Source organism: Flavobacterium luteum, from assembly GCF_008806775.1.
GTDB lineage: Bacteria > Bacteroidota > Bacteroidia > Flavobacteriales > Flavobacteriaceae > Flavobacterium > Flavobacterium luteum.
On sequence record NZ_WAEM01000001.1, the window covers coordinates 525,284 to 538,892 of the forward strand.

The window sequence follows — 13,609 nt, forward strand, 5'->3', positions numbered from 1 at the left end:
TTAGTATTTTACGGTTTCAGATTCTTTGATAATTACACTTAATCTTTCATTAGCTGCTATATCATAATTTGGAATATCACAAACCGATACGAAAGCAATTTTGAGACGATCGTACCATAATAAATAATTTCGATAGCTAGGTAACGACTTCATTTCTTCTGGATTAGATTGTATAATATCATTCCAATGTTCAATTTTTTCAAAGAGTTCTGCAACGGATTCTTCTCTAGGATTTGATTGATGCTCTAATACTAAACCCAAGTTATTATTATCGTTGGCAATTATCAAATCATTGATTTCTGATTCGTCAAAAAAGTCAAATCCAACAGAATTGATGCATTTATTTAATAGTTCGGCACTTATATCAGCTATAATCTCATAGGGTAAATTGCTTTTATTGTTTCCTTCAACGTAAAAGTGGATTTTTTTGGCAATTTTATTTGGAATATTAAACTTCTTGAATAATTTTTGGAACATATCTGTAATGTCCTGCAATGAAGAAGAACCATTATTTCCTAAAATCTTTTGTATAGTTTGCTTATCATTTAAATTAATATATAAAAACCAATGTTCAATTAGTTTTTCAGCTAATTGCAATGCATTATTTTTAATGAGTTCAGAATTCCCATTAATGAGTTCACTTAATTCAATTTTGTTTAAATCGAGCTCATTTTTAAATTGTTTTTTTTGTTCTTCAGTTATCTTTTCGTAATGTACACATAACCTTTCAAAATAAGCATCAATAGTGTCATTTTCAATAACAGGAACTTGTATTCTATAATTACTATAAATATCCATATTGATAACTTCTCTGTGCTCAATGTCGTCAATTTTTTTACGGAAGAGTTCAAGAACAACACTTTCGTCTATCATAAACTCTTTCATCAATTGCCCATATAATTTTATACCATCTGCACTAAAAGCTACATCAAGTTTATGTTGAATCTCACCAGCAGTAGATTTTGCTTTAATTAGGACATCATCCTTATCATTACTATGAAAATATTTAAGTAATTCAGATAAGATATTTACTGAAATCTCATTAAGTTCAAAACGCATTTTTTCAATACGTGCTTGATTTATATTATTTGCAGCAATAGTCAATTTATCAATAATTAATTTTGTTCCATCTTCATTTATAGATGCTGCTCTGTCCCATGATTCAGAAGGGTTTTCAAAGTGTTTAATTACAAAAGGGTATTCAATAAACGATTGACGAAGTTTCTCCCGTAAATTCGGATAATTTGAATGATTAATCTCTTCAATTTCCTTTTTTTGTTCGAGATAACCTTTAAATAATTGACTTTTTGATTCAGAAAAAACAAAATCACGCAAAAGAAAGATATTTTTAAAATCCTTATCTGTTATTGTCCAATTATTAAACCATTGGTAAGTTTTAGTATCTAAAACTTCATTTGACAAGGATTTTTCAAATCTTTGTTCCCATCTATAGTCTAAAGAGGATGAATTATTTAATCTATCTTGAGTTGGATTGTATTCTAAATTTACATTGAAAAAAGTACCAACTATAAACAAAGGAGGAACTTTTGCATTATTTACAAAGATTTCACGTTTTTCGGGTGTATCACCAATAAATTTATTTATCCAGTTGTTAAGCATAAAAGGCATAGAGCGTTGAGCTGCTTGGTCATGCTTTGCACACAAAACAAAAATATTAATTTTACCATATTCTGAATATTTATTGAATAGATAGGCAACCTTACCTCTTAGAAGTAATTCCGGTATATTTTCGTTATTAATATCATTTTGAGGTAAAGTCATACGTCCTCTAGCACCAGGAAAATCAAGTAAATCTGTTTCTTTTAAAAAAGGTTTACTTGTGAGTAACGAATCCTGCTGACAAAATACTAATTCAGCTGCTAATGCACACAAATAAGATTTTGGAAATTGAATTTCTTGATTATTTACAGGTACTAAAATCATCGTATCTGATTTGTATTCAGATTCGATTTTATTAGGCGCTGCATAAATTTCTTTCAATCTCTTTACATCAAGCAATGTTCCATGTTTGTATAAAACAGATTCTAATGGTAAATAAACCGTAGATGAAAAATTTAATTTTTCATATTCGTTAATTAGCGAAGCAAAAAGGATTGTAATTTTTTCATTTTTATTCCATAATAAAGAAAAAATATCTTTCCACTCATTTGGTTTAGCTTTAGATATAAGTAAAGATATTTCTTCAAAAAAGTTTGAAAAAATCACATTATTTGCTTTTGAAGAAAAATTTTCTCTGAAATAATCTTGCATATCTAATACATCATCTTCTTCAAAAACTTTTTGAATAGTTTGTCGATTATTATAATTTTCTTTTAATATTTCAATTTCTGAATTAATTTGATCAGGTTGTAAAATAAAATTATGGTCTGCTTTTATATCGTTATAAAAACTATCGCATAGCACTAGAACAATGTCAGCAGGTGATAGTAAAATAGCTTTTACAGGAAACTTTGGATTTATTGGTTTATAATTTACTGAAAACCTTGAGACCAAACTTGTAGATTCATTTCCCCCACCTGGTGGATTCATTTCTTCTATAAAATTATAAAAAACACCTTCTTCATTGGTTGTGCCAAAAGGTTTCCCGTCTTCAGACAATAAACTACTAATTAGATATGATTTTCCTACTTGACTTTCACCATACATTGCTGCTGCTGGATTGCTTTCTAATGCAAATTTCTTTTTGTTTAATTTGCGACGGCAATCGACCATTTTACGGTAAGCGTTTTTTTGTTTTTCGCCATTTAATGAACTTTTAATCCACTCGTTTGACTTTTCTATAATTTCAAGTTGAGCTAGTATCGTTTTTTCCATTGTTGTGCCTTTTTAATTTACGAATTATTAATATTTAATGAAAAAATACCTGAATCAAGCCAAAAATCATCCACTTCACTCATACTTTGTACTTGTAAATTGAAGAAAGTATTTTTAATTGGATTTCCATCTTTATCTAAAACTTCTTCAATACGTAATAACTCTATATCTTCATTTATATCTCTACTAATTGTTATTTTTAATGGCATATTTCGTAAAATCTTCGATTTTTCAGCTCTAATACCAGTTTGGATGGCATTAAAATCGTTTTCATCTACTAATCGACCTTTAACTCTATCTTCCAATTGAAATTCATTAAAATCTAAGGTGTAAAATGGTCGAGAAGGATAAGCAGCAACGTCAATTTGTCTTACACCAATTCTTAATGGCAAAGTGAAAACCTCTATAGAGTTTTGATTGTTATCAGGAGAAATAAAAGTTTCTGTATATTCAAATTGATTATTGAGTTTGCCAAAATAATTAGTTTTAGAAACTAGTTTTTCTTTAAGCTCTTTTAAGTTCAAAGTAAAACCATTTAAACCTCCATTATCAGCAATATGTCCTATCATAGCACCTGTAGTAATAATTGATTTTGGATTTGTGAATTTTCCATTCCCATCAATAAATTTGTAGCGCTTATCCTGAGGATACCATCTTCCAACTCTATAATCGTTCATTGATTTCATTCTATTAGGAGAAATAGCATAATATTTTAAAAACACATCTGTAAGTGGTTTTAGTGATGCTGGTCGTCCTGAGATTAATACAATATCACAATCGTAATAAGAAAATAAAGAAGAAATTTTCCCGACTAAAGAATCAAATGTTTTTTCAATTATTGATGAAATGACTTTTCTCTCATACTGCCATTGTAAAGATTCAAATTCAAATCCAAAATGTTGTTGAAAATGATTCAGTACATTTTTAGGTGGTAAGTCATTACTGAAAATATCACTGAAAGATAAAATTTTACTTTCTGAATTATTTTGTTTTATTAATTCAAGAAAAAACGAGACAATAGGTACAGAAACTTGTACGTTAAAATCTGCACGTAACTGCTTATTTTTGAAAGACATTCCTGTGTCACCACCAAAAAAATCATTATTTTTTTCAATAATAACATCTGGAGATAAACCTAATGATTTCATTTTCTTTTCAATAGGTGAGTATTTACCTTCTATAACAAGTTGATGAATTAGCTCTTTAACTAAATCATCGCCTGCTTTATAAAAACTCTCCCAAAAAAGTGGAACTGGTGCTAAAGAACATTGCCCAGCACCATCTTCATATTTGTAGGCTGCTATCATTACATCGGTTGTACCAGCACCAAAATCGACAGAACCAATCGTAAGTGATTTTTTGTTATACTCTGCTAAATCATTTCTAACTTTACCGTAGAAATCAAAATAATCTTTTACCTTTTTTAAATACCGTTCTCCAATCTCCGCATAAAGAAATACAAATTGTGCCGCAGTTGCTTCATCATAAATCCATTCTGCTTTTTCTCCCTTATTTGAGAGATTAGTTGAAGAAGGAATTACTTTAACTTCTGAGCGAACTTTTTTCTGATCAATTTCAGAATAATATTCATCATTATAGAATCGTTCCAGCATAATTGCTGCATCTTCTGCACATTTGCGTAATGCAATTTGTTCAACACGTGACATTGCTGTAGGGCAAGTAACAATTATTCGATTTATTCTTCTTGGCATTGATTCATTACCCCAATGACTGCGTTGCTCATAACTATTGATTTGCATTTTAGCTTGAGCTAAAATTTCAAGGAAAGCAAAAGTCATCAATGCTTTACGAGAATAATGATTTATTATCCCTCCATTCCCTTCAGTATTTAATGAACCATCTGAATTTAACTGCTCTGATATACCTTCTATGTAAATTGGCTTTGCTTTTTCTCCTTCAAACTGAACAAATTCCCATTCTTGTTTTTGAGGAATAGTGTCCCATAAAAAACGCTTTGGACTTGAAAAAGTGCTTATTTTTTCAGCTCCAGTATTCATGTTGGTTGCTTTGTGTATAAGCTTATTCGCTTCCTTTCCTAAGCGTATCATACTTGGATAGACAAACTGTCTGCTGTTTACAAGCCCGAATTTACCTCCAAAATCTGCTTCGCGAAATGCTAAACGCATATCAAAAGATTCTCGATATTTATTTAGTTTTCCATCTAAAATTAGTTCTGTGAAATCTTGTAATTCAAGAGGACTTGCTTTTTTAAAGTCACCTTCATCAAATAACACAGCACAAGTTCGAGAATTACCAATGTCGACTACTAAATCTACATTCCCATGAGCTACATTTTTATTGGAAAACAAAGTAACTTTAGGCAAAATATTGAGTTGCTGTATATAATTAATAAAACAAATGTATTGAGAGAGATAATTTAATTTAGGTTTTTGACCTTTAAAATCATTAATATCTTCTAAATTGTGAAAATGTTTTAATAAATATTTATCCACCCAATCGCAATTAAATGCCTCTGAACAATATCCGACTAATTTATATTCATTATTGCAAAGTGCATATTCTTTTGATTTATCGTAATCATTTGTAAAAACAGGTGTTTCATTTAAATCTTCGTCTTCAAAACTATCATTTTCAAAACTAGCTCTGGTGTCGAAAGCTACTACTAAGTTGTATTTTTTTGATTTTTCAGTTGTCTCTGTTGGAATCAATTTGCAGCGACACCAATTTGTTGGACCAAATTCTGATTTCTTACCATTAAGTAAAAAAAAAGGCAATGGAAACCATGTGTTTTCAAATTTACTCCAATTTAGTCTACTAATAGACTCCTGAAAACAGCCTGAATCCTTAGGATCTTCTGTATCAACAGTAATAGTAATTTTATCGTTATCTTTAAAATCGAGTTCAATATCCTCCCAACTTTTATCTATTTTTCCATTTATAGCATAGCCTAGTTCTGACAAGTCACTTTTTTTCACCCAAACATCATCTCCAGAAAATAAGTGAGCAATTTCTAATTTTAACTGTTTTTCTTCAACATCAAACCATTCATGAAAGTACATCCTGAAATTATCAGAGGTGTTGATTTCTAGAGGAAATGTCAAATATTGTATACCAGTATTTGCAATTAAATTCATATTTATATTTTTTAAATCAAGTTATAGGGTCTTTCTAGCAAAATCTAAATTGATCTTAGCTTCAAATTTATGATATTGTATACTGGAGTTAGAAATAAGAGAAATTCTTTGTCATTAATAGCATTTTGTAAAATCCAAATTTAACAATTTTTAACAAATAACCTATTCATTTTTTAACAACTAATTTTTTTAATTTAAATTGTTTTACATGTATTCCAAAGGTTTATATTGTTGTTTTTAAACATAAAAATAAAATCAACTCGTTAGTTGTAATTAATAAAATCAAAAAAATATTTATTTTTTAATAAGTAGACTTAGCTGTAATAGTAAATGACTTTCTTGTCATTATCAATTGTTATTTTATTTGTTTTTATTTCTTATTTTTTGTTCGTTCGCTATTATTGACTCATTGCAAATAAGGTTTCATAAATTGTATCCAAATCATTGCAATAATTGGCATAAAAAAGCCAAAAACCCCCCATCCACTTGCGCTACGGTTCAGCTCTGTTGCTTTTCTAGTACATACTACTAATCCAATAATTCTTAGCACTAACCCCAATATCATAATAAACCCCGATGTATTTTCCATTTATTTTATTATTTACTTGTATTTAGTCATTCATTTGCATTTCTACTTTATCTATTCCAGATTTTTTTTATTCAGCTACACACGCAATAGTATGATGTCTATTATTTCAAAATTTGTTTACAATTTTAACATTTAGGTCTGCAACTAGAATGCAGAGCATAAGATTTTATTAAAAAAAATGATAATATTTTTTAAGTAATTTGAACAAACATAAAGTGAATTAAATTTAATCCATTACGGGAAATCGTAAAATGAATTTTTTTTTCACAAATGTTACACTATTTGAACTTTTGAATATTTTTTGAAATGCTATTTATTTGTTCCAAATCAATAAATTATTAATTATTCTTAAAATAGGGTTTGCACCATCTGCTGATAACTTCTAAGAACTTAAAATAAGCTTCGGTAAAGAAGTATTTTGGACTTCACCATCAACTATTTTTGTGTAAGAGATAGCGATTTATTTACAGATGGTGCTTGTTTTTTAAATAACAATATTACTACTATGGACAGATTACTCCAATCAAGCAAGTTGGAGTACTAAATCAAAAGTGTATTTATTGTATTACGAAGTTGAATAAATATAAAAACTAGACAACTATAACTAACTATTTTACCTTTTGACAACTCAATAAAAGTCGTAAATCGGACTCAAAGAAGTTCGAAACAACTCCCCTCTTTTCCACTTTATTTAAAAATAGTAGCCCCTTATTTAGGGGCTATTTTTTTGCATTACAATTTAAACTACAATTTTATGTACACAACATCTTACTTTTGTGGATTTTAAGAGTAATGCAAACGGTTATTTCCCTGTCTTTTTCCATCGTTTATCATTATTTTAAATTAGTGGAATTGCTTGTTTATTTATGAATGTAATATATATAAGTTACTATATAGTTATTATAAACTTGTTTTATACTTATTTTAAATATACTATTATTTTTATTTTAGAATACACTATTTTTGTTGCTTACACAATGATATATATCCCTATGGCAAAGGTTAAAAGTCTTTTTGAGTTAACAGGTACACTAGGCGGATTGAATTTTTATACTCGCAAGGGTGTGGCTGTGGTAAGAACTGCAGGTGGTGGTTTTAATGGTAAGGCTATACGGACACAGCCTAGCATGGTGCGCGTGCGGGAGAATGGCAATGAGTTTAAGGGTTGTATGCAAACGGTGCGCTTTTTTAAACAAGGTTTGAATCCTTTTTTGAATACGTTTAAAGATGGGACTTTGCACCAACGCTTGGTGAGTTTGTTTACCAAAATTAAAGATTTAGATGCGGTAGCCATTCGTGGGGAACGAAGCGTTCATGGAGGTATGCAAACGGCAGCCGGACGCCAACTTTTGGAAACCTATTTGTTGACTTCGGGGATTCGGTTGAATGGTTTGTTGCACCAGCGAGTGGTTTTTGATTGGGCTGTTGGCTTGAGTGTGCCTGATTTTGATGGTGGATTGGTTTCGTTTCCTGGTGGTGCCAGTCATCTTACTTTGAGGGTAGGATGGTTGACTTTTGATTTTGGCAGTTATGCTTTTTCTTTTGGTGGCAGTGCGGTTTTAGCTGTTTCTGCTACTGATAAAGGGACTCTAGTTATCCCCGCTCCTATTTTGAATCCAGCTAATGGTGTGCAAGTGGGTGTGGTCTTGGCACGCTTTGTTCAGGAGGTGAATGGCGTCTTTTATCCTTTGAAAAAGGAACAAGAGGTGGTTCTAGAAGTTATTTATGTGGGGTAAAGTCTTTCAGCGAGGGTTGAAAAATAGTAATGGGATGCTGAAAGGAGATGCTGAAACGAGTTCAGCATGACAAAAGGGTTGTGAGTTCAGGATGACTTCGTTCATGTGAAAATACCCCTGTTTTTTTGTGTATTGCTAATTAATTATAAGACATATTGAAGTGGGCACGGATTGCAACCTTAAATCCGCGCTATCCTACTCAAGAACTATTTTATATATCCGAGCGATTGGGGAAAAATCTATGGTGGAAGATTTGAACTTTGTACTGTTGGGACAAATTGCTGATTGTGATAGTACTCTTTTAAGACTGTATGAACTGCAATCCGACATCGACCTATTCAACAAAAAAGTTATTTCTAAAAATTCAAAAAAAACTAAACTGTTAACAAAAAAATCAATGCCTACACGCATCTGTTTGTTTATGCCCTACTTTTGAAAAAAACACATATCAATGAAAAAAATAATCATTACCGCTCTTCTCATTCTTTCGATATGTAGCGTTCAAGCGCAAACCATGCTAACTGGAACGGTAGTGGGTGTTAAAGATGGTGATACCGTTGAAGTCCTTGACGACCAAAACAAAACTACCATTCTACGCCTTGCGGAAGTTGATTGCCCTGAAAAAAAACAACCCTACGGCAAGGCTGCCAAACAATTCACCTCCAACGCTATCTATCGCAAAACCATACATTACTTTGTGACTGACAAAGACCGTTACGGGCGTTCGGTAGCAAAGGTCTTTTACAAAAACAAATACCTAACTGCTGAAATTATAAAAAACGGCATGGGATGGCACTACAAAAAATATTCTCGGTCACGAGAACTGGCTCAGCTCGAACAAAAAGCCAGAGCTCAAAAAAAAGGTCTTTGGGCTGATGCAAACCCTATATACCCGTCCGATTGGCGAAAAGCGAGGAGAGCAAAGAAAAATTACTAACAATAGGGAACTTTTACATTGGTGCATTCATTTTTTAATAGGTTTATTTTTTGCAGTTATGGCTAATTACATTCAATAATTAACTAAATTTAAAATCTGTTTTTCCTATGTAATTTTATTCAGAAAAATATTGCTAATTTAGTAATCTAAATAAAGCGTTGCCAATGTCCTTATTCCAGCCCTCAGTTCTCAAGAAATACTTGAGCCAACAAGATACTGCCTTAGTCCAGAAAGCCTATAAAAAATACGCCAAGTATTTTCACAATGCGGCTATTCAGGAAAACATCCGCAACAGCAAGGAGGAACAATTCCAGGAAGGATTCTTGCGCGAATTATTTGTGGATATATTGGGCTACACACTAAATCCGGCAGCTAACTTTAACCTGACAACGGAACTAAAAAACATAAAGGGAGCCAAAAAAGTGGATGGTGCCATCCTCAAAGACGGCTTCGCCTTGGGTGTAATCGAACTCAAGGGAACCAACACCAAAGACCTCGAAAGCATCCGCCAGCAAGCCTTTGATTACAAAGCCAACCAAACAGGCTGCATCTATGTCATTACCTCCAATTTCGAGAAGTTGAGGTTCTACATCAACAATGCGGTGGACTTTGAGGAATTCAACCTCTTTACCCTTACCCACGCTGAATTCGAAATCTTCTACCTCTGTCTGGCCAAAGAAAATATCTTGGCCAACAAACCGCTCAGTATAAAAGAAGCTTCGGTGGTGGAAGAAGAAAATATCACCAAAAAATTCTATGGCGATTATTCGGTATTCAAACGTGAATTATACCGGGATTTGGTCAAACAAAACCGCAATAATATTCAACTGATTGGCTTGCCTGAAAAGACCTCCAAACTCATTCTTTTCAAAAAGTCTCAAAAACTTATCGATCGTTTTTTGTTCATTCTCTTTGCCGAAGACCGCGGACTGCTGGCCCCAAACTCCATCAATACCGTTCTCAAAGAATGGAAAGCCTTGGCTGATTTGGACGTGGAAGTGCCACTTTATGACCGCTACAAACAATACTTTGGTTATCTTGATACGGGTCGCAAAGGCACCGACAAAAAAGAAGAAATCTTTGCCTACAACGGCGGACTTTTCCAACCCGATGCCATTCTCGATGCGGTAATCATTGATAACGAAATGTTGTACCGCCATACCTTGAAGCTTTCGACCTACGACTTCGAAAGTCAGGTCGATGTCAATATCCTGGGACATATCTTCGAACATTCCTTGAACGAAATCGAAAGTGTCAATGCCGAAATTGAAGGAACCGATTTCGACAAGCAAAAAACCAAACGTAAGAAAGACGGCGTTTTCTATACTCCAAAATACATTACGAAGTACATAGTCGACAATACCATTGGTAAACTTTGTACCGAGAAAAAACAGGAATTGGGCATCCTTGACGAAGAATATGCCAAAGGTCGCAAGAACCGCCAAACCAATACCATTATAAAACTGGACCAGCGACTCAAGGACTACCGCGAATGGCTTTTGGACCTCACTATTTGTGACCCCGCTTGTGGCTCGGGTGCTTTCTTGAACCAAGCCTTGGATTTCCTGATTCGAGAACACGCCTACTTGGACGAACTCAACAAACAACTCTTTGGAGGTTTCTTTGTCTTTCCCGATATCGAAAACCAAATCCTAGAACACAACATCTATGGCGTTGACCTCAACGAGGAAAGCATCGAGATTGCCAAACTCTCTTTGTGGTTGCGCACTGCCCAACCCAAACGTAAACTCACTAGCCTAAACAACAACATCAAATGCGGTAACTCGCTTATCGATAGTAAAGCCTTAGCCAGTGACAAAGCGTTCAACTGGAAGGAACAATTTCCGGAAGTATTTACCAAGGGAGGTTTTGATGTGATTATTGGAAATCCGCCTTATGTGAATATGAATACTTTTCCAAAAAACATTCATAATTATTTTGAAAAAGAATATAATTCTATTCACACTGGTTACAATGATTTAATGTATTATTTTCTTTATAAAGGATTGGATATTCTAAATGATAGAGGAATTTTTGGGGTTATTACATCCAACTATTTTATTGGTAATGAATATGCTAGAGGAATTAGAAAATTTTTATCAGATTTTGTAACTCAAATTGTAAACTTTGAAAATTATCATATTTTCAAAGAAGCAAATGTACATACTGCAATAATTTTAGCAGAAAAAAAACCCGTTTTTAATACAGTATTATTTCAAACATATCCACTAAATAAGCCTTTAAATGAAATTATTATAAATTCTGATATATATAAAGAATCGAAAATTTTAAGAGAAGATTTAATTGATAAATGGATCATTGCTGACAATTCTAATCTTTTATTAATTAATAAGTTAAAAGAAAAAAACATCACCTTAGGGGAAATTTCAGAAATAGCAAAAGGATCAGAAACAGGAAAAAATGAAATTTTTACCCTGAGTAAAGAAGAAACAATTAAATATAAAATAGAAGAAGAAGCATTAAAAAAATGCATCAAAAACAGTGATATTGATTCTTATACAATTTCATTTGATGAAAAATATATTATTTATGCGGATAATAACTTTTCAAATATAAAATTCCCAAATGCTTTTCATTATTTAGAATCTTATAAAGAAAAACTTCTTGATCGAAGAGGGCCAAAAACTGGAGAATATAATTGGTGGAGATTACATAGGCCATCAATCAAAGAAGTTTTTGATTCAAAAGAAAAAATACTTGTACCTTATAGAGCTGATAAAAACAGATTTGCTTATGATGATAACCAATATTTTAATAATGGAGGCGATGTTCGTGCAATAAAAATAGTTATTGATGATTATCAAACTAAATTTATTGTAGCATTACTAAATTCAAAACTAATCAATTGGTTCTATGGGTTTATAGGAAAGCCTAAAGGCAACTCAAGAGAATATTTTAATATACCATTATCACAAATCCCTATTCCCAAAACTGACCCACAAATTCAAAATAACTTAATTGTACACGTGAACAATTTAATAAATACTAAAAATAATTTTGAAAAAATAAATCAAAAATTTAACAGCTATTGTGCAGGTAATTTAAAAATAGAAAAGTTAACCAAAAAACTTGAAAACTGGAGCGAATTAACCTTTACTGATTTCATTACAGAACTCAATAAGGCCATTAAAACAAATGGACAAACGCAACTCACCAAAAAAGACGAATTCGAATGGCTGGATCTGTTTGAAGAAAACAAAACCAAAGCCCAAAACCTAAAATCACAAATAGAAACCACCGAAAAAGCTATTGATAAAATGGTGTATGAATTATATGGTTTGAGTGAGGAGGAGATTGGGATTGTGGAGAATAGTTAATTAGTTTTATATGAGTAAAGGAACTGAAAGAAAAGAAAAATTATTTAAGATTTATTCAGACAATTTAAAATGGATAAGTGAAAAGTCTTCCTTAAAAAGGATAATTATAGACCTAGATTATGGTTGTTTATGTCCTATTTGTCAACGTTATTTTGATAAAAAAGATAATTCTCTCTTAACTTTTGACCACAATCCACCCAAATCTTTAGGTGGAAAAGATGGGGTATTGACTTGTGAAACTTGTAATAATGAAGCAGGACATAAAATAGATAAAGAATTATTAATTGCTTTAAGCGAGATTGATATAAATTGTTTTAAACCCAACACAAAATTCAGAAAAAAATTACAAAATGAAAGTACTTTAAACGGAACTGTTTCTGCCGATTTTACAATTGGACATAATAAAGAGTTGACAATTAATCTAATTAAAAAGAATAGTAATCCAGTTGCTTTTGATAATTTCATTAAAAGCGAAAATATTTCATATACAAATCCAATTTTTATAAATAATGATCCGTTATCTGGTGGGTGGCACAAAGAATATAAATTTACATTTGAAAAAGAAAATAAAACCGATGAAAGATTAGCTTCAATAGGTCTCTTGAAAATCGCTTACTTAATTGGATTTCAAAAACTAGGACATACTTTTCTGTTCAATAAAAATTTAGAAAATATTAGAAAACAAATAAAATCTCCTGAAGAACATTTTATGAACCATCCATTTTGGATTCATTTTAATTTTCCTGATGAGTATTTGGGTTTAAATATGATAATGAAACCAAAAGAGTTAAGATGTTTTCTTGTGATTTTTGATTTAAAAACAGATGCTGACAAATATAGATTTGCCATTGCATTACCAGGTTATAATGAGGGAGATGAGCAAATTTATGAGAATATTAATCGTCTATTATGCAAAGGAGATGGATTTCTTAATTTAGAGTTAAACAATTACATTAATAACGTTTATGATATTAAAGACGAGAAAAAAGTTTTCGCCCCTGCAAAATTATGGGATGAATTGATGAAATTAGAATAATATAAGGAAACTTTAAAGCAAA

At 31.6% G+C, this 13,609-nt stretch carries 7 protein-coding genes; 4 read left to right on the forward strand and 3 right to left on the reverse strand.

Annotated elements, in window-relative coordinates:
• From F6464_RS02435 to F6464_RS02445, 3 genes are all read right to left on the reverse strand, one after another.
• Entirely contained in the window at nucleotides 1-2,835 is a 2,835-nt protein-coding gene (locus F6464_RS02435; RefSeq protein ID WP_151106154.1) for a virulence factor SrfC family protein, read from the reverse strand.
• A gap of 17 nt (nucleotides 2,836-2,852) precedes the next feature.
• Complete coding sequence (locus tag F6464_RS02440; protein ID WP_151106155.1) at nucleotides 2,853-5,951, reverse strand: virulence factor SrfB; 3,099 nt, start codon at nucleotides 5,949-5,951, stop codon at nucleotides 2,853-2,855.
• A gap of 406 nt (nucleotides 5,952-6,357) precedes the next feature.
• Complete coding sequence (locus F6464_RS02445; RefSeq protein ID WP_151106156.1) at nucleotides 6,358-6,540, reverse strand: hypothetical protein; 183 nt, start codon at nucleotides 6,538-6,540, stop codon at nucleotides 6,358-6,360.
• Nucleotides 6,541-7,517: 977 nt separating this feature from the next.
• Here F6464_RS02445 and F6464_RS02450 point away from each other — a divergent pair.
• From F6464_RS02450 to F6464_RS02465, 4 genes are all read left to right on the forward strand, one after another.
• Nucleotides 7,518-8,276: a hypothetical protein gene (locus F6464_RS02450; RefSeq protein WP_151106157.1), complete on the forward strand. Its 759-nt coding sequence runs from the start codon at nucleotides 7,518-7,520 to the stop codon at nucleotides 8,274-8,276.
• A gap of 451 nt (nucleotides 8,277-8,727) precedes the next feature.
• Nucleotides 8,728-9,213, forward strand: coding sequence for a thermonuclease family protein (locus F6464_RS02455; RefSeq protein ID WP_151106158.1), 486 nt, complete (start codon nucleotides 8,728-8,730; stop codon nucleotides 9,211-9,213).
• Nucleotides 9,214-9,377: 164 nt separating this feature from the next.
• Nucleotides 9,378-12,551: an Eco57I restriction-modification methylase domain-containing protein gene (locus F6464_RS02460; RefSeq protein WP_151106159.1), complete on the forward strand. Its 3,174-nt coding sequence runs from the start codon at nucleotides 9,378-9,380 to the stop codon at nucleotides 12,549-12,551.
• 10 nt (nucleotides 12,552-12,561) lie between these two features.
• On the forward strand, nucleotides 12,562-13,587 hold the full coding sequence (locus F6464_RS02465; RefSeq protein ID WP_151106160.1) for an HNH endonuclease: 1,026 nt from the start codon (nucleotides 12,562-12,564) through the stop codon (nucleotides 13,585-13,587).
• The last annotated feature ends 22 nt before the right edge of the window (nucleotides 13,588-13,609 follow it).

Excerpts from the sequence above, each read along its gene's own strand:
- F6464_RS02455 (WP_151106158.1), top strand. The coding sequence starts at position 8,728 with ATGAAAAAAATAATCATTACCGCTCTTCTCATTCTTTCGATATGTAGC.
- F6464_RS02460 (WP_151106159.1), top strand. The coding sequence starts at position 9,378 with ATGTCCTTATTCCAGCCCTCAGTTCTCAAGAAATACTTGAGCCAACAA.
- F6464_RS02435 (WP_151106154.1), bottom strand. The coding sequence starts at position 2,835 with ATGGAAAAAACGATACTAGCTCAACTTGAAATTATAGAAAAGTCAAAC.
- F6464_RS02450 (WP_151106157.1), top strand. The coding sequence starts at position 7,518 with ATGATATATATCCCTATGGCAAAGGTTAAAAGTCTTTTTGAGTTAACA.
- F6464_RS02445 (WP_151106156.1), bottom strand. The coding sequence starts at position 6,540 with ATGGAAAATACATCGGGGTTTATTATGATATTGGGGTTAGTGCTAAGA.
- F6464_RS02440 (WP_151106155.1), bottom strand. The coding sequence starts at position 5,951 with ATGAATTTAATTGCAAATACTGGTATACAATATTTGACATTTCCTCTA.
- F6464_RS02465 (WP_151106160.1), top strand. The coding sequence starts at position 12,562 with ATGAGTAAAGGAACTGAAAGAAAAGAAAAATTATTTAAGATTTATTCA.